The 17,775-nt window shown below is 64.5% G+C and carries 15 protein-coding genes; 5 read left to right on the top strand and 10 right to left on the bottom strand.

All coding sequences use genetic code 11. The features are described from left to right. From LPZ50_RS10135 to LPZ50_RS10105, 7 genes are all read right to left on the bottom strand, one after another. A partial coding sequence (locus LPZ50_RS10135; protein WP_230660856.1) for a multidrug efflux RND transporter permease subunit occupies positions 1 to 3,166 on the bottom strand: 3,166 nt, incomplete at its 3' end. Beyond that, complete coding sequence (locus LPZ50_RS10130; protein ID WP_230660853.1) at positions 3,163 to 4,281, bottom strand: efflux RND transporter periplasmic adaptor subunit; 1,119 nt, start codon at positions 4,279 to 4,281, stop codon at positions 3,163 to 3,165. The genes LPZ50_RS10135 and LPZ50_RS10130, both read right to left, overlap by 4 nt. A 208-nt stretch (positions 4,282 to 4,489) precedes the next feature. Then, positions 4,490 to 5,047 carry a lipid IV(A) palmitoyltransferase PagP gene (gene pagP, locus LPZ50_RS10125; RefSeq protein WP_230660850.1) on the bottom strand — a complete coding sequence of 186 codons (558 nt, stop codon included), beginning with the start codon at positions 5,045 to 5,047 and terminating at the stop codon, positions 4,490 to 4,492. A gap of 302 nt (positions 5,048 to 5,349) precedes the next feature. Then, positions 5,350 to 6,492 carry a serine hydrolase gene (locus tag LPZ50_RS10120; protein ID WP_230660847.1) on the bottom strand — a complete coding sequence of 381 codons (1,143 nt, stop codon included), beginning with the start codon at positions 6,490 to 6,492 and terminating at the stop codon, positions 5,350 to 5,352. A 125-nt stretch (positions 6,493 to 6,617) separates the two neighbouring features. Continuing rightward, positions 6,618 to 7,802: a hypothetical protein gene (locus LPZ50_RS10115; protein ID WP_230660845.1), complete on the bottom strand. Its 1,185-nt coding sequence runs from the start codon at positions 7,800 to 7,802 to the stop codon at positions 6,618 to 6,620. Positions 7,803 to 7,898: 96 nt separating this feature from the next. Beyond that, the gene (locus tag LPZ50_RS10110; RefSeq protein ID WP_230660842.1) at positions 7,899 to 8,879 is read right to left on the bottom strand and encodes a hypothetical protein; all 981 of its coding nucleotides are present in this window, start codon (positions 8,877 to 8,879) and stop codon (positions 7,899 to 7,901) included. A 9-nt stretch (positions 8,880 to 8,888) separates the two neighbouring features. Further along, positions 8,889 to 9,692 carry a hypothetical protein gene (locus tag LPZ50_RS10105; protein ID WP_230660839.1) on the bottom strand — a complete coding sequence of 268 codons (804 nt, stop codon included), beginning with the start codon at positions 9,690 to 9,692 and terminating at the stop codon, positions 8,889 to 8,891. A gap of 445 nt (positions 9,693 to 10,137) precedes the next feature. Between LPZ50_RS10105 and LPZ50_RS10100 the strand changes: the two genes are divergently transcribed. From LPZ50_RS10100 to LPZ50_RS10090, 3 genes are all read left to right on the top strand, one after another. Beyond that, positions 10,138 to 11,637 (top strand): DASS family sodium-coupled anion symporter, encoded by a 1,500-nt coding sequence (locus LPZ50_RS10100; RefSeq protein WP_230660836.1) that lies wholly within the window; start codon positions 10,138 to 10,140, stop codon positions 11,635 to 11,637. 9 nt (positions 11,638 to 11,646) lie between these two features. Next, positions 11,647 to 12,702: an Ldh family oxidoreductase gene (locus LPZ50_RS10095; RefSeq protein WP_230660833.1), complete on the top strand. Its 1,056-nt coding sequence runs from the start codon at positions 11,647 to 11,649 to the stop codon at positions 12,700 to 12,702. Positions 12,703 to 12,782: 80 nt separating this feature from the next. After that, positions 12,783 to 12,974, top strand: a complete 192-nt coding sequence (locus tag LPZ50_RS10090) for a YqaE/Pmp3 family membrane protein (RefSeq protein ID WP_230660831.1) — start codon at positions 12,783 to 12,785, stop codon at positions 12,972 to 12,974. Between the two features lie 69 nt (positions 12,975 to 13,043). On the opposite strand, the gene LPZ50_RS10085 is transcribed toward LPZ50_RS10090, so the two are convergent. Next, the gene (locus LPZ50_RS10085) at positions 13,044 to 13,298 is read right to left on the bottom strand and encodes a hypothetical protein (RefSeq protein WP_230660828.1); all 255 of its coding nucleotides are present in this window, start codon (positions 13,296 to 13,298) and stop codon (positions 13,044 to 13,046) included. 132 nt (positions 13,299 to 13,430) lie between these two features. On the opposite strand from LPZ50_RS10085, the gene LPZ50_RS10080 reads away from it, so the two are divergent. Further along, the gene (locus tag LPZ50_RS10080) at positions 13,431 to 14,081 is read left to right on the top strand and encodes a LysE family translocator (RefSeq protein WP_230660825.1); all 651 of its coding nucleotides are present in this window, start codon (positions 13,431 to 13,433) and stop codon (positions 14,079 to 14,081) included. A 117-nt stretch (positions 14,082 to 14,198) separates the two neighbouring features. Next, on the top strand, positions 14,199 to 15,584 hold the full coding sequence (gene nhaA, locus LPZ50_RS10075; RefSeq protein WP_230660822.1) for a Na+/H+ antiporter NhaA: 1,386 nt from the start codon (positions 14,199 to 14,201) through the stop codon (positions 15,582 to 15,584). 6 nt (positions 15,585 to 15,590) lie between these two features. Here the strand turns inward: nhaA and LPZ50_RS10070 are convergent, their stop codons facing one another. Together LPZ50_RS10070 and LPZ50_RS10065 are read right to left on the bottom strand one after the other, a co-directional pair. After that, a complete protein-coding gene (locus LPZ50_RS10070; RefSeq protein ID WP_230660858.1) occupies positions 15,591 to 16,451 on the bottom strand; it encodes a hypothetical protein in 861 nt (286 codons plus the stop codon). Between the two features lie 41 nt (positions 16,452 to 16,492). Further along, complete coding sequence (locus LPZ50_RS10065) at positions 16,493 to 17,515, bottom strand: LysR family transcriptional regulator (protein ID WP_230660819.1); 1,023 nt, start codon at positions 17,513 to 17,515, stop codon at positions 16,493 to 16,495. Between the last annotated feature and the right edge of the window lie 260 nt (positions 17,516 to 17,775).

Here is a 17,775-nt window from a genome sequence, read left to right as displayed (position 1 = left end):
CCGCCAGCGCATCGGGCGCGGGCGCCGGGCCCCTGGGGCGACGGCTGAACCACTTGCGGCACACCACGTACAGCAGAGGCGTGAAGAAAACGCCGAACAGCGTGGCCGTCAGCATGCTGCCCATGACGCTGGTGCCCACCGCCCGGCGGCTGGCCGCGCCCGCGCCGGTGGCCAGCACCAGCGGCAGCATGCCCAGCACGAAAGTCAGGCTGGTCATCAGGATGGGCCGCAGCCGTTGCCGCGCCGCGTCCAGCACCGCTTCGTGGCGGTCGCGCCCGGCCTGCTCTTCCTTGAGGGCGAACTCCACGATCAGGATGCCGTTCTTGGCGGCCAGGCCGATGATGGTAACCAGGCCGATATTGAAATAGATATCCGCCGACATGCCCCGTGCCAGCGTGAAGGCCGCCGCGCCCAGTACGCCGAAGGGCAGGATCAGCAGCACCGAGATGGGCACCGACCAGCTTTCGTACAGCGCTGACAGCAGCAGGAACACCACGATCAGCGACAGCCCCAGCAGCAGCGCCACCTGGTTGCCGGCCTGGCGCTCTTCGAAGGCGGTGCCGGTCCATTCGTGGGTCAGGCCGTCGCCCAGCACGGCGTCGGCGATTTCGTCCATGCGCTGCAGCGCCACGCCGCTGGACTGTCCTGGGGCCGCCTGGCCCGATATCGTGATGGCCGGAAAGCCGTTGTAGCGCTCCAGCTGCTGCGGCCCGGTCACCCAGCGCATGGTGGAAAACGCCGAGAACGGCACCATCTGCCCGCGGTCATTGCGCAGTTGCAGCGCCGCGATGTCTTCGGGCCGCATTCGCTGGCTGGCGTCGGCCTGCAGGAATACCCGCAATACATTGCCCTCGTGCACGAAATCATTGGCGTAGTTCGTGCCGAACGCCAGCTGCATGGCCTGGTTCACCTGCCCGACCTGCAGGCCCAGGGCGCGCGCGTGAATGCGGTCGACGTCCACGTACAGTTGCGGGGCCGGCGGCATGCCGTCGATGCGCATGCCGGTCAGCAAGGGGTCTTGCGACGCCGCGGCCAGCATCGCGGCGCCAGCCTGGTCCAGCCGCGGTCCGCCCACCCCGCTACGGTCCTGCAGCTTCATGGTGAATCCCGCGGCATTGCCCAGCGAAGGAATCGGCGGCGGGTTGAAAGCGAAGATGAAGGCCTCGGGAATCGACAGGAAGGCCAGGTTGCTGCGCGCCACCAGGCCGTCGGCCGACGCGGCCGCATCGGGCCGCTGCGCCCAGGGGTACAGGTCCACGAACGACATGCCGGTGGTCTGGCCCTGCCCGAAGATGCTGAAGCCGGTTACCGACGCCACATTGCGCACCGCGTCTTGTTGCCGCAGGAAGGCTTCCACCTGCTGTACCGCGAGCTGGGTGCGGTCCGCGGTGCCGCCCGGCGCCGCCGTATAGGCCACGAAGAAATAGCCCTGGTCTTCCGAAGGCAGGTATCCGCCCGGCAGCCGCGACAGCAAAAATACCGTAAAGCCGCAAACCAGCCCGAACACGACCAGCCAGCGCACGGGCTTGAGCAACATGGCCCCTACCGCCTGGGCGTACTTCGAGGTCATGGCGTCGAAGCCGGCATTGAACTTGTCGAACCCGCGGCTCTTCAAGTGGTTGAGCTTGCCCAGGAAGGTCTTGCGTGAATCCGCGGCGGGCGCCGCTGGAAGCTTCAACAAGGTGGCGCACAGCGCCGCGCCCAATGACAGGGCCAGCGTGGTCGAAATGACGATGGACACCGTCAGCGTGATGGAGAACTGCCGGTAGATGGCTCCGCTGGAACCCGGGAACATGGCCATGGGCACGAACACCGCCACCAGCACCAGCGTGCTGGCCACGATGGGCCCCCACACCTGCCCGATGGCCTTGCGGGTAGCCTCGGGCGCGCTCAGCCCTTCGTCTTTCATGATGCGTGCGACGTTCTCCGACACCACGATGGCATCATCATTCAGCACGCCGATAGCCACCACCATGCCGAACAGGGAAAGCAGGTTGATGGATGCCCCAAACAGCAGCAGCCCGGCGCAGGTGCCTATCAGGGCAATGGGCACCACCAGGGTAGGAATCAGCGTGCTGCGCCAGCTTTGCAGGAACACGAACACCATGGCCGTCACCAGCAGCAGGGCCTCGACCATGGTCACCAGCACCGACTGCACCGAAACGGTAATAAAGGGCGTGGTGTCGAATGGCACCGTCCAGCTGACCCCCGCGGGAAAAATGGGCTGCAGTTCAGACATGCGCTGCCGTACCGCGCGCGCCACCGCCAGGGCATTGGCATCGTTGGCCAGCTGGATGGCGATGCCCGCCGATTCCCGGCCATTGGTCGTCAGGCGAAAACCGTAGTTCTCCTGGCCCAGTTCTACCCGCGCCACATCGCCCAGCCGCACGGTGGAGCCGTCCGTATTGACGCGCAGGATGATCTGGCGGAACTGCTCCGGCGTGGAAAACCGGCTTTGCGTCACGATCTGCGCATTGAACTGGGCGTCGTACGTGATGGGCTGTTCGCCCAGCGCCCCGGCCGCCGTCTGCGAGTTCTGCTCTTGCACCGCCCGCAGCGCGTCGGCGGACGACAACTGGTAGCTGGCCAGCTTGCTTTCGTCCAGCCAGACCCGCATGGCGTACGACGAGCCGAACAACTGCACATCGCCCACCCCGGGAATGCGCCGCAGTTCATTCAGGATGTTGTTCGACGCAAAATTGCCCATCTGCACCGTGGACACCTCGGCGCGGTCGGACTGCAGCGCGACCAGCATCAGGAACCCCGACGAGGCCTTGGTCACCGTAATACCCAATTGGCGCACTTCGATCGGCAGCCTGGGCTCCACGCGGCTCAGGCGGTCCTGCACCTGGCCGCGCGCCACGTCCAGGTCCGCGCCCGGATTGAATGTCACGGTTATCTGGGCCGACCCATTCGAACGGCTGACCGACGACATATACAGGAAATCGTCCAGCCCATTCATCTCTTCTTCGATGATGGATGTGACGGTGCGGTCGATGGTGGCCGCATCCGCGCCGCGGTAGCTGGCCTGTATGGTGATGGATGGCGGGGCGATATTGGGATATTGCTCCACCGGCAGCAAGGCCAGCCCGATCATGCCGAACAGCAGGATGAACAGGGCCACTACCCACGCGAACACGGGCCGGACAACGAAGAACGCGTTCATGACGCCGCTTCCTGTTCGCCCGCAGCCTGCTCTACGGGCGTCACGCGCTGCCCCGGCCTGACTTTGTGCCAGCCGTCCACCACCACGCGTTCACCGGGCTTCAGGCCTTCCAGCACGCTCCAGCGGCCGCCGCGTTGTTCTCCCAGGGTCACCTGCCGGGGGGCAACCGTGTTCCCGGCCTCCAGCATCAGTACGCTGGCCAAGCCGTTGTTCAATTGAACCGCGCGCGCCGGAATCAGGATACCGTCCTGCCGCACGCCCACATGGAAGGTGCCCCGCACGAATTGGCCGGGCAGCAAGGCCCTGTCGGTATTCTCGAACTGCGCCCTGACGGTCTGGGCGCCGGTGGTCCGGTCTACCGCCAGGTCGGCGAAGTCCACGAAGCCCTGTTCGGCATATTCCCGGCCGTTGGGCAGCGTGATGCGCACCGGGAACCTGCCGCTGTCCGGCGTGGCTAGCACGCCGGCCTGCACGGATGCCGTCAGGTCCATCACGGCCGTGCTGGATTTCGTGAACGTGGCGCTGATGGGAGACAACTGGTTGATCTGCGCCAGCAAGGTGGCGCTGGCCGCGCTGACCAGCGCTCCCTCGGTCACCAGCGCCCGCCCCACCCGGCCGGCAATCGGCGCCCGTACCGTGCAGCGTTCCAGCCGCAGCCGGGCCAGGGTGACCGCGGCGCGCGCATCCGCCACATTCGCCTGCGCCTGCCCCAGGGCCGACAACGCGGCGTCGTATTCCTGGGCGCTGACGGCCTGGCGCTTGACCAAGGGCCGGAAGCGCTCGGTGACCGACGCCGCGTTCCTCTGCACGGCCTGGGCGCGCTGCAATGCGGCTTCGGCCTGCGCCAGCTGGGCCTTGTAGTCGCTGGCATCGATCTGGAACAAGGGCGTCCCGGCCTCGACATCCGTGCCTTCCGTATACAGCAGCTTTTCGACAATGCCGTCCACTCGGGCCCGGATCTCGGCTGTGCGCTGCGGCTCGATGCGCCCCGGCAGCTCGAACTCGAAGTCGATCGGCGCCAGCGCCACGGTAAATACCCGGACCGACACCGGGGGGATGTCCACCGCGGCCGAGCCCGCATTGTCGTCACACCCCGCGCATGCAACCAGCGCCATGATCATGGCCGCCCGCCACACCCGCATCCGCCTGCGAATCAAACGCGCCATCATCCTCCCTCTCCCTGCGGCTGTCTGACCAGCGGCATGGGCTCGTCGGGGCCTGTCGTCCAGCCGGAAACCGGCGGCTCAGGCCATGGGACACGCCAGGAGCGCGGCTTGCCGCGCTCTACTATCACAGTGCTCTACATCCACAGCGGGGAAGTGCTCAGAAAGACCACTTCCCGAATACAAAAAGCACATTCCCGGCGCCTTGTCCGCCGGGAATATACGTCGCGAATAAAGTGGCATCCCGGTACCCGGCCGATACCAGCGGCAAAATGCCAGGGAACGGGATATAACTCATGATGTCTTCGCGCGCGGTCAGGAATATGGTGTAGCCCGCGCCCAGGCGCCAGTTCGTGGCAACGCGGCCGATTTTCAGGAAACCGTAGCCGGCAATAGGCTGGACCCGCTCGTGCGAATCCAGGAAGGCCATGCCGTACAGGCCTTGCCAATCGCCATCTTCGTCATAAATTCCCCGGCCGAAACCGCCGCCCCACGCGGCCTCGTTGAATTCGCGGATCTTGCTGGCGCTATATGCGGACCTGTTGTGCCAGGCCCAGCCTGTTATATATAAATCGTTGCTGCCCGTCGTCCAGATTTCGTCGACCCGGTCGCAGGCGCGTTGAACCCACGATATCTCGGTGCCACATGCCCAGGCGGTACTGGATATGGCTGCGCACCAGAATAGAATCAGAGACAGAAACCACTTGCGTGTCAGCATGCAACTCCGGAAGCATGGCAAACCGGCGCGCAACGGGACACCGGCCTGCTACTCGACTTACTGCAGCCCCGGCAACCGCCCGGCGCTACTATTGCGTGGCCTGCAACCTGCTGGTAACCAATAACATTTATTGCGTCGGCCGAGAACCTGCGGCATCCGCGCCGTCACGTCCTGAATCCGGCATTTTCCGCGGCAATAAAGGGCTGTGGTTATCCGTTTATTTGACGATATTAGCAAAGACTATGAATCCAAATTGATTATTTCGCTACCGTTCTTTATATCGAATACCAATTATTTCGTATTCAGTTTGAATGCCGTAATTGTTCCAGCACGGATCGGTAGCGCCCCATCAGCGCCGGTTCATCCAGCGGCGCCTGGTCGTTCCAGGTGGCCGCGACGCAATATCGGGTTCCGGCCTGGTCCTGCACCCAGCTGACCAGGCTGAGTACGCCCGGTTCTGACCCGCCCTTGAACGCGGTTCGCGCCCAGTTGGCGCGCCGGGCCAGGCCAGTATTAATGTGCAGCGCCGGCTGCCCTGCCAGGCCGTCGATCAACCCGCAAAGTTCGCGCACGCTAAGAAACCACTCGACGGCGATCGTGGGACGCGGCGACAGTTCCGCCGCGGCCGGCAATTGCAGGCCTGCCAGGCGTTCCAGCACCGCTTGTTTCCCGGCGCGATCGGCCTGGACCCAGGCATTGCGCAGGTCTTGCCGGGCGGCCGCCTTCAGGGTGAATAACTCGCGCGTCGTCAGGAACGGGGTATTGCGCGGCGTAATGGCTTCGACGGCAGGCCGCCCGACCAAGCGTATCAACGCATCCGTTGCGGTGTTGTCGCTGATGGAAATCATCAGGTTCGCCAGTGTTGAGATAGTCAGCGGAGTGCGCGCGGGCCAGTCCTGCAGCACGCCCGTGGGCAGCGATTGCCAGGCGGGGTCCAGCGGCACCACTTTGTCCCAGGCCAGCCGGCCCTGGCTCGCGGCGTCCGCCACCGCCTTTAATATCGCCAGCTTGGCGGCCGAACCCACCGCCAGCACGGCATCCGGATCGTGGCTGGCGATGGGCTGGCCGTCTTGCAGCACCAGCACCGACGTGCTTCCCGGCAGGCCCGCGATGGCGTCCACGTGGTCGGCCAGGCCGCCCGCGACGATGGGGGCCTCGAACCGAAGCCCGGTGATCCGCCCTTGCGGGTCCAGGACGATATGCGTGGGAACCTGCGCGCGCTCAAGTGTTACCCGATAGGCGTCCGCGGCCTTCTTGACCGACTGGAACTCGCCATGCTGCTTTTCCAGTTGGTCCAGCAAGCCCGTTACCTGTTCATAAGGAACCTGGGCCAGGAACTGGGGGGCAAACCACGAGGGATCGGGCTGCGCCGTGTTGAACAGCCGTTCGATGGCTTGCGGGGGGCTGATCTCCGGCTGCGCGCCCACCCACGGGCTGAACAGCATGGCCGCCCACAACAGCCATGCCGCTTGGTGACCCTGCGGAACCCTGCCCCGGGCGGCACCGAGCCGACATGAGCCGATTTTCAACCAAAACATCAAAAAATCCACATAACCTATTGTTTTAAAAATTAAACCAGGGCGAACAAGAGCTTGCTCAGGGTGCTTTTCAGGGGCCACTGGGTAGCCACCACGATCAAGGCCGGCAGCAGCGCCGGCAACGCCACCTGCAGCAGCATGACCTTGCCGAACACCACGGCCCGCATGCCGCGCACCGACTGGTACATGGCCTGGATGTCCGCCACCGGCCCCAATTCCGGCGCGTCCAACAGGGGATCGTCGGGGATAGGCCGCTGGTGTATCCATTTGGCGTCCACCAGGCGGCCGTGCCGCGCCAGCAGCACGCCATAGTCCAGCAGGGCCGCCCGCTTGGCCCGGGCCAGGATGGGCGTGAAGAACAGCAACGGGGCCAGGCCGATCAAGACCAGCAACACCACCAGCGTGGCCATTTGCGGATACAGCGAAGGCACCGTGACCCCGTGGTAGTAAACGTTGTGCGCCCACGAGGCCGACACCACGGCGGACACCGAAAAGATCAAGGGGCCAAACACAATGGGCAGGCGGTCCAGGAAACCCAGCCCACCCACGCGGTCGGGGTGCAGCACTACCAGGTTCAGCGGCAACCGTGCGATGCGGAACATGATGATGCCCGCCATCACCAAGCGCCATACCCAGGCCAGCAACAACACCGAGAATATGGGCCGCGTGACCAGCAGGAACCACCACGCTCCGAAGGTCAGCCCCGGCCGGTCGGACGCGGCCCATTGCAGTTGGTCGGGGTCTGGCGATACCAGGAACGCGAAGGTCCAAGCCGCGGCCAGCCCGATGATGATCACCCAGGGCAGCGTACCGTTGCGCATGCGTATGGCATCGGCAAGAATCTGCCGGTAGCGCGGCGCCAATGCCTCGTCGACCAGGCCGCTGCGCCGGAATTCCTGCAGGCAAAGCACCATGTTCTTGTGCGCGATGCCCTCGGCCAATACCAGCAGCGGTATCGCGACCAGGCACCGGACATGGATACCGAAGTGGCCCAGCAGGGATTCCGCGGCGCCGTCGGAATGCACCGCCGTGCCGCCCAGCCAGGCGGCCAGCGCCAGTGGCAGCCAGGCCACCAGGGCATAGGCGATCGCTCGGCGTTTCAGGCCGGAGCCGTGCTCGGGAATCAGGCCAATGCGCCGTTGAAACCTGAAGAAAAGGTCATTGCGGACCAGCGAAAAGGGTTCGTTGCCAGATTGCACCACCGCCGCGTCAGTCATGTCGATACCGCCTCGCCAAGTTGAGCTGCTTGCCAAGATGCACTGCGCCCGGCCGCATGAGCCGGCCTGTCTATCGAGACTACACCTTAATGGCGATCAGAAACTCACCGCCAACCCCACCGAAAACCCCGACACGTTATTGCCGAATACGTAGCGGCCCACCAGCCGGGTGCGGGTTACCACCACCTTGTAGGCGCTGGAATCCAGTTCCACCCCCGCCCCCAGCGAGGTCAGCCGGTCGAAGCCCAGGATGCCGCGCTGGTCGCCCAGGAATTCCGAATGGGTCAGCTCCAGCACGTAGCGCAGCGGCTTTTGCAGCAAAGTCAGCCCGGTGGGCGCGCGGTAGCGGGCCCACAGGTTCGCCGACTGCGCCACGGCCTTGCCCTGCACCGCCGCCGAACTGGCAAAACTTTGCAGCCGCATGTCGGAATACCGCAGCTCTACATCCACCTCGTAGTCGTCGCGGTACAGCTCGTAGTCGAGCATGATGGACCCGCCCAGCCCGTACGCGTTCAGCGATCCACGGTCCAGGAAGTTGACATCATGCCCCACCTGCCGCCCCACGTACCAACTGGCGGCGCGCAGGTCGCTGGTGACATTGCCCAGCGCAAAATTGAAGATGGGGCGCAGCTTCAGTTCCGGGGTGAGCTTGAAGTCCCAGCCCACGCCCCCGGTGGCGGAAATGCTGTTCCATTTGGTGGGAATGTTGCGCTTTTCGGCACCCTGCGTGGCGATGAAAGTGGGGTCGTAGCGGCTGGCGGCCAACACGCCTTCCAGGTAAATGGGAAAGGAATCCGACAGCGTGTCGCCTCCGCCCAACTGTGTCATGTAAAAGCTGCTCGAACCGCTGGTGCCGGCACCTCCGCTGCCAATGGACAACGAACTGGTGGTGATGTCGGGCACGATGGAAAATGACATCAGCGCCAGGACGCCGTTGGCGCGTTTTTGCAGATCGTCCTTGGACAACCGCAGGCCTTCCTGGGCGCAGACCGGCCCGGCCGCCAGTACCGCACACACCGCCAGCCAGACGGCCGGCTTCCTAGTCAACGCCCCCCGCGACGAACCTGGTTCGAGCATGCATCTTCCTCATGGAACTGACTTCCCGGCGCCCTGCGACGCCCCCATGGACTCGCGCATGGCCAGCAGCAGACTGTCGCTCTGGTCGATGCGTATATTGCCTATTCTTGGAAACTCGAAATCAACAATGATATACAAGGCCAGTGTCATGATCAGCCCATAAAGCACCTGATGGAACAGGTTGCGGCTGTCCGGCCCCGTCAGGTTCAGCCCGACAAAAACCCCGCAAGTCAGGGCCAGTATGCCCAGGAATATATACGTGACCACGGGCGGATGGATTTTTTGCGCCACGATCAGCGAGGTGGACGCATCGAACATGTCGTTGGCCGCCGCCGCGAATGACACCCCCAGCGGCGGCGGGGTATGCGTCTGGGCCTGCATGGCCACCGACCAGATCTCCTGCTGGATCTGGTTGCCCTGGGCGGCGATTTCGTCCCGGCCCGCCAGGTCGGCGATTCGCTCGTTGTAATGAATGCGCGCATCCACATAACGGCGAAAGCCATCGCGCAGGGCCGGCTGGTACTGCGGGTTGATCAGGTCGATGCGCAGCCAGGCCGTGCCGATCGCATTGACTTCCTGCACGATCAGCGAGCGCCGTTCCGCCATACGGTTCGCGGCGCCCGAAAACGTAAAGGCAATCAGCAAGCCCAGCAGTGCAAACACCGAGGTTTCGATTGCACTGATGCCGGCCTTCGAGGATTCGCAGGCTGGCCCGCTATGCCGGTGGCCAATGTAGCGCCCGATTTGTATGGCCCCGATCAACAGCAGGAAAAAAGCGGCTGCGCCGCCCGTCAGCACAAGGGAATAGTCCATATCGTTATCACTTAGCTAGATTCAATAACCGAACAAACGGCGACAAATCTGGCTAGGTGAACTCGGTATGTTCCCGCCATTGCAAAGAATATTAATCCTGATCAATGGTGCACAGCATCACGATGTTATGCCGGTACGAATTCGCCCTATTCGACGTGCTAGAAATGTGGCTAATTAGCTGCGTCTTTTTACAGCGCCTACCTGATACGCTTCTTTATGTATCAGTTTCAACAATATCCAACATTCCCGTAGTTCCTGCCAGGATGATTTATCGTGCATCAAACCTTGCAATTTCTTGCATCGCACGCGAAGCCATACCGCCGCCAGGCAGAATTCACTTTAAATAATCAACTTTAGAAATCACCAATAACATGTTGATTAATTTGAATTTAAACGGATTTTTCAGGTTTGCCAACAGCTGTCCTCAACTTTGTGCGAGCAAGAGATGAACACCCCCTCTACCACCGCGCTACCTTCTGCTTCTCCTCCCGCCAGGCACAAAATCCCCATCGGCCTGATCGCCGGCATCGTCGCCATGATCATCGTGCTGATGCTGCCCCTGCCCGCCGACCTGCCACCCGCCGGCCAGCGCATGCTGGCCATCCTGGCCTTTGCCGTGGTGGTATGGGTGACCGAAGCCGTGTCGTACGAGGCCAGCGCCATCATGATCACCACCCTGATGGCATTCCTGATCGGCACTGCGCCTACCGTCAAGGATCCCACCGTGCTCTACGGCACCTCGGCCGCCATCAGCATGGCATTGACGGGGTTCGCGAATTCCGCGCTGGCGCTGGTAACCGGCGCCCTGTTTATCGCGGCCGCCATGACCTACACCGGGCTGGACCGCCGCATCGCCTTGGTCACCCTGACCAAGGTGGGCACTAGCACTTACCGCATCCTGATCGGCTGCATCGCGGTCACCATCGTGCTCAGCCTGGTCGTGCCCAGCGCCACCGCGCGCAGCGCGGCGGTGGTGCCCATCATGATGGGCGTGATCGCGGCGTTCGGCGTGGACAAGCGTTCCAACATCGCTGCCGGCATCATGATCATCGTGGCTCAGGCCACCAGCATCTGGAACGTCGGCATCCAGACCGCGGCCGCGCAGAACCTGCTGACGGTGGGCTTCATGGAAAAAATGCTGGGCGAGCGCGTGGCCTGGTCGGACTGGCTGATTGCCGGCGCGCCCTGGGCCGTGATCATGTCCGCGGTGCTGATTTTCCTGGTGGTGAAATTGCTGCCGCCCGAAAGCAACAACATCGCGGGCGGCAAGGAAGCCGTAGAGAAATCGCTGCGGGAACTGGGCCCCATGACGGCGCCGCAGAAGCGCCTGATGGCCGTGTCCATCATGCTGCTGCTGTTCTGGTCCACCGAGGGCAAGCTGCACCGCTTCGACACCACCTCCACCACGTACTTCGGCCTGGTGCTGCTGCTGCTGCCGCGCATCGGGGTCATGACATGGAAAGACGTGCAATCGCGCATTCCATGGGGCACGGTCATCGTATTCGGCGTGGGCATCAGCCTGGGCACGGCCCTGCTTACCACCCAGGCCGGGCAATGGCTGGGCGCCCAGGTGGTGGCCAACACTGGCCTGGACCACGTCGGGCCGCTGGCCATCTTCGCCATCCTGGCGGCCTTCCTGATCATCATTCACCTGGGTTTCGCCAGCGCCACGGCGCTGACCTCGGCCATGCTGCCTATCCTGATTTCGGTGCTGGCCACCCTGCCCGGCGATTTCAACCGCCTGGGCATGACCATGCTGCTGGGCTTCGTGGTCAGCTACGGCTTCATCCTGCCCATCAATGCACCGCAGAACATGGTGTGCCTGGGCACGGAAACCTTTACCGCCAAGCAGTTCGCCAAGGTGGGCATCGTCATCACTATCGTCGGCTATCTGCTGATGCTGGGTTTCGGCATGACCTACTGGCGCTGGCTGGGCTGGCTGTAGGAGGCGCAGATGAAAATATCCTTGTCGCAGGCGCACGCCTATGGCCAGCGCGTGCTGGCCGCGCTGGGCGCCCCACCGGACATTGCCGAGGCGGTTGCCCAGCACCTGGTCGAATCGGACCGCGTCGGCTACACCAGCCACGGCCTGTCCATCCTGGGCAATTACCGGCGCGTACTGGCCGACGGCCTGGCGCGCGCCGACGCCCGCCCGGAACTGGTCAACGACCGCGGCGCCATGGTGGCGTTCGACGGCCGCCATGGGCTGGGCCAGTACGTGGGCAAGGTGATCATCCAGGAAGCCATCCAGCGCACACAGACCCATGGCCAGTGCATTGTCACGCTGCGTCACAGCCATCATCTGGGACGCATGGGCCATTACGGAGAAATGGTGGCCGCCCAGGGCCTGATACTGCTGGCCTTCACCAACGTCATCAACCGCGCGCCCACCGTGGCGCCGTTCGGCGGCGCGCGCGCCTGCCTGACCACCAACCCGCTGTGCTTCGCCGGCCCCCTGCCCGGCGGACGCCCGCCGCTGATCGTGGACATGGCCACCAGCTCCATTGCCGTCAACAAGGCCCGCGTGCTGGCCGCCAATGGCGAGGCCGCGCCGCCGGGGTCGCTGATCGACGCGCAGGGCAATCCCAGCACCTCGCCTGGCGTGCTGTTCGAAGACCCGCCCGGCGCCCTGCTGCCCTTTGGCGGACACAAGGGCTATGCCATGGGCGTGGTGGCCGAACTGCTGGCCGGCGTGCTGTCCGGCGGCGGCACCATACAGCCGGACAATCCGCGCAACGGGGCGGCCACCAACAATATGTTCGCCATCCTGCTGGACCCGCAAGTGGACTTCAACACCGACTGGCGCACGCTGGAAGTCGGCGCCTTCATCGATTACTTGCACGCCTGCCCGCCGCAGCCGGGCGTAGACCAGGTGCAGTACCCGGGCGAGTACGAGGCACGCAACCGCCAGCGCAATGCCGATGCGCTGACGTTCGACGAACCCATCTGGCAAGGCATGGTGAAGCTGGCCACCGACCTGGGCGTGGCCGACGCACTGCCGGGGAAGTGAACGGCTGGCAGACGCACCATATAACGCCCGTGCGGGCGCGGTGTACACTGCGCCCGTCATTGCTTCAGAGAGGCCAGTCCATGCGTTTGCTTATTGCCTTGTTGCTGCCCTGGTTGGGTTTTTTCACCATCGGGCGGCCCATTGCCGGCATCATCTGCCTGATTCTTCAAATCACCCTGATAGGCTGGATTCCCGCCGCCATCTGGGCGGTGTACGCGCTCAGCCAGTACAACACCGACAAGAAAATCAAAGAAGCCATGCAATCGCGCTAGCACTCGCCGCCAGGCGGCCGGCAACGCGCCACGGCCAGGCCACCGCCCTCGCGGCGGGCCTGGCTGTTTTTATTGGCCGGCCTTGTCCCGGCCGGGTTTGCCCTGGCCGGGCTTGCCTTCGCCGTACAGGTCTTCGTAGTCGTCCACGTCGCCAAACTCGCCGTCCGCGGCATCGCGGTAACCGTCGCGCCGCCCGTGCTCGCTTTCTATGCCGTAGCCTCGGTTCAAGCCCGTGCCTTCGTAGTCGCCGCTATCGGACTCTTCCCGGTGCGCCGGCGGATCGGGCTGCTTGTCGCGCGGCGGGCGCGTATCTTTGATGGGCATGGCGGTCTCCTGATTACGGTTCCTGCCCCATGTAGGGGAACTGCGGAAGCGCAGCAAATCGCGTGCCGCCGGCAGGGTGTTGCAGTACAGTAGGCCGTCCCGTCCCGAAGACGCCACGCCCGGAGCCAGCGCATGGAATTCGTCATCCCCAGTACCGCAACCCTGGCGCTGTTCAGCAGCGCCGCATTGATACTGTTGATCATCCCCGGCCCGGCCGTGCTGTATATCATTGCGCAGTCGGTGGAACAGGGCCGGAAGGCCGGGCTGGTGTCCGACCTGGGCATTCATACCGCCACGCTGGTGCACGTGCTGGCCGCCGCCCTGGGCCTGTCGGCCCTGCTCGCCTCGTCGGCGCTGGCATTCAGCGTGGTGAAGTACGCCGGCGCCGCCTACCTGGTCTGGCTAGGGCTGAAGAAAATCTGCTCGCGCCCTGTCCCGGCAAGCCCGGACACGCCGGCGCGCGCGGTGCCATATGGCAGGCTGTTCCGCGACGGCTTCATTGTGAATCTGCTCAATCCCAAGACGGCCTTGTTCTTCCTGGCCTTCCTGCCGCAATTCGTGGATGTCGGCCGGGGCCACATCGCCTCGCAAGTGATCTTCCTGGGGCTGTTGTTCACGCTGCTGGGCCTGGCCAGCGATGCCTGCTACGCATTCGCGGCCAGCGCCGCCGGACGCTGGCTGCGGCGCAGCCGCGCCTACCTGAGTTTCGAGCGCTACGTGGGCGGCGGGCTGCTGATCGGCCTGGGCATCACGGCGGCATTCGCCGGCCCAGGCAAAAAGTAGCCGTGCCATGGCCGCGTCCGGACGCCGTGTGTACAATGGCGTCCGGGTGTCAGCCGCATGTCGTGGCGGGACAGGTTCATTGCGCTGGTCGGGCCGCCACGCAGGATACGCACGCACATGAACCGAGACACTTCCCCTTCGCGGGACTTGCCACGCGCACAACTATTGGCTGAACGCGCCCTTGCCAGCCTCGAGCGCTTTCTTCACATCGAAGCCGTCAGCGGCATCGTCCTGCTAGCCGCCGCCGCCATTGCCCTGATCTGGGCGAATTCCGCGTTTTCACACAGCTACCACGATCTGTGGCACACGCCCCTGTCTTTCGGGGTGGGCAGCCATGTGTTCTCGCAATCGCTGCATTTCTGGATCAACGACGCCCTGATGACCATCTTCTTCCTGGTGGTCGGCATGGAAATCCGCCGCGAAATCCATGAAGGCGCACTCAGCGACTTCAAGCAGGCTTCGCTGCCGCTGGCCGCGGCCCTGGGCGGCGTGGTGGTGCCTGCCCTCATCTACCTGGCGTTCAACGGCATGGAAGGCCGCCGCGACGGCTGGGCCGTGCCCACCGCCACCGACATCGCCTTCGCGGTGGGCGTGCTGGCCCTGCTGGGCCGTTCCATTCCCGGCAACGTACGGGTCTTTCTGTTGGCGCTGGCCATCATCGACGACATCATCGCCGTGCTGATCATCGCCTTCTTCTATTCGGGCGGGCTGGACTACAGCGGGTTCCTGGTCGCCGGCCTGGGCGTGCTGATGGTGCTTGGCCTGCAGCGCATCGGCGTGGGCTCGGCATTTGTCTACGTCGTGCCCGGCGCCATTGTCTGGACAGGCCTGCTGATGACCGGCGCCCACCCCACCCTGGCCGGCGTCATACTCGGCCTGATGACACCGGTGGTATCCGTGCGCATGCGCGAACGCCCGGTGGACATGGTCTCGCGCGTGGCGGGCGACCTGGCGGGCCGGGACGCCGATCCGCAAATGGGCCTTGGCCACCTGGCTCAACCGCTGCGCCAGTTGCGCGTCGCGCAGCGCGAAGTGTTGCCGCCGGTGGTGCGCGTGCAAACCGCGCTGCACCCCTGGGTGGCCTACACCATCATGCCGCTGTTCGCGCTGGCCAATGCGGGCGTCAGCCTGGACGGCATCGATCTTTCCGCGGGCGGGTCCCAGTGGGTGATGGCGGGCGTGGCCATTGCCCTCATCCTGGGCAAGCCGCTGGGGGTGCTGCTGATGAGCTGGCTGATGGTGCGCATGGGCTGGTGCCGGCTTCCGCCCGGCGTCAGCTGGGGCGGCATTGCCCTGATCGGCCTGCTGGCCGGCGTGGGGTTCACCATGTCCATCTTCATTGCCATGCTGGCCTTCGCCGACAATGCCAACTACCTGGGCGCGGCCAAGCTGGGGGTATTGCTGGGCTCGCTGGTCACGGCGCTGCTGGGCCTGGCCTGGGGCACTGTCTATGCCCGGCGCCTGCGCCAGGCCCAAGCCGCAAGCCCCGCGGCCGCAGCCTGACGGCCGCTATCCACCCGGGGGAATGACGGTGGGGTTGTCCTTGTGCTGCTTGAACTTGCGGACGGCCCCCAGCCAGTAGGCAATACCAGCCAAATGCCCCTGGGAACCCAGGTGGGCAATAGGCGGGTCATCCTCCCGGTGGCGGCGGATCAGGGATTTCGATCGCTGCCCGAAGTAGATATTGATGCCGGCCATCGCGTAGACTTCGCCGCCTTCGTTCATGATGGCCCGGGCAAACAGACTCGGCTGGTACGAGCTCTCGCTGGCCAGCCCGAACTCGGCGCCCAGGCCCGCGGCATAATCGCCGCCGGCCACCGACCCCGATGCGGACAATGCCAGATTGTCATCGGGATACCAGGTCAGCCTGGGGCCCGCGACGAATTCCCTTTCCACGTCGTGGCGGAATCGGCCCTGCGAAGTCGACACGGTCGCGTGGCCGCCATCGGCCATGCCCATGACGCCCGCAAGCGTCAGCTTGTCCCAGTAGCGCTCGGCCTCCACGCCCACCGTATAGGTGTCGACGCCGCCGTAGGCATCCACGTGCGCGTATCCGGCCTCGATGCCTATCATTCCTTTTGAGGGGTCGCGCCAGAAGAAATGTGCGCCGGCGCCTTGATAGCCGGAATTTCCATCCTGGGACGTCTCTATTCGCCCAGCCCCCAGATCCAGTTGCATGCCGAATCGGTGGCCCAGCGGAAAAGTGATTGCGCCCTCGACGCCGACGGAGGTGTTGCCGTCGGCCGTCGACCCGCTGGCGCCCAGCTTGCCGCTGAGCCCATCCACGGCGGGAAGTGATTCCTGGGATTTGGCGGGCGCGGTACCCAGCGATGCCGCCGCCACCAGGATGATAGGTAGGACTGAACGCATGACGAGGCCTCGCGATGGTTACAGGGAGGATTACGCAGCGATTATTCCACCGGGCCGTTGGCTTCGCGCCTTTTTTTCGATGAAACGGCGGTTTTCATCGACGAAATGGCCGCCCGCTTCCGGGAAGAGGCTCTGCGCAAGTTGCCCGGCACGGCCGCTGCGGGCCCGTCAGCGTTGATATGGCTCGCCAGCTCAACGAAGCGGCGCACCAGTTCCGTGTACCCTTCCTTCCAATGGGCCATCAGCAAGGGGCAATTGGCCGCGCCGGCTTCCAGCCGGGCGTAGTGCACGCCCAGTTTCTGCAGGCTGGCATACGCATCGGGCAACAGGGAAATGCCCACTCCTGCAGCCACCAGCCCGATGATGGTCGTGCCTTCGCGGGCTTCCTGCGCCACTTGCGGCACCAGCCCCGCGCGGTTGAACAACTGGATGATCTGGTCGTGCAGGCCGCAACTGATTTCGCGCGGGAACAGCACCAGGGGGTATGGCGCCAGCGCTTTTACCGGGATGGGCCCCGGGTGCGCGGCCAGCGGGTGTCCGTCAGGCACCACCACCCGCAGTTCGTCTTGCCAGAACGGCGTGAAATGCAGGTGCTCCGGCGGCTGGAACTGGGGGCCGGGCCGCAACAAGCCGATGTCGATGCGCCGGTCGGCCAGCGCCTGCAATTGCTGGCCGGTGGGCATGTGCGCGATCTCCAGGCGCGCCAGCGGACGTTCGTGGCGGAATGTCTTGATCAGCCCCGCAAAACCGGGCACCAGCGGCACCGACCCCGTAAAGGCAATCCGCAGCACACCCGTTTCGCCGCGCTGGGCCAGCTTGGCAAGCTGCACCGCGCTGGCCATCTGGCTGAGCGTCAGCCGGGCCTGCTCGAGAAAGACGCGGCCGGCCTCGGTCAACGCCAGGTTGCGGTGGGCGCGGTCGAACAGGCGCGCACCCAGTGATTCTTCAAGCGCCTTGATCTGCATGCTAAGCGGCGGCTGGCTGATGTTCAGGCGCCGCGCGGCCGCCGTGAAACTGGCTTCTTCGGCCACGGCCACGAAGTAACGCAATTGGCGCAGATCCATCTATTCGATTTCCCTATGGAAAACCCACAGAAATATATATTTGACCCACAGTAATGCCCATAGCACCATAGTTCGCACAGGGACGCAATCCTGGCGTACCCCGGGGCGACAGACCCCTTTTCATTCCAAAGGAGACAAGCATGGGCACCCCTCGCATTCATTCCCGGCACCCGCGCTGGCAAGCCGCTCTGGCCGTGGTCACCGCCGCCGCCGGCATCTGGGCGGCCACCCTGCTGCCCGCCCGCGCCGCCGACTTCCCG

This window comes from Bordetella petrii (genome assembly GCF_020991325.1).
In the GTDB taxonomy this organism is placed as follows: domain Bacteria; phylum Pseudomonadota; class Gammaproteobacteria; order Burkholderiales; family Burkholderiaceae_B; genus Bordetella_A; species Bordetella_A petrii_E.
The sequence above is the reverse complement of the archived record's forward strand: the minus strand, read 5'-3'. Positions and strand labels throughout refer to the sequence as shown.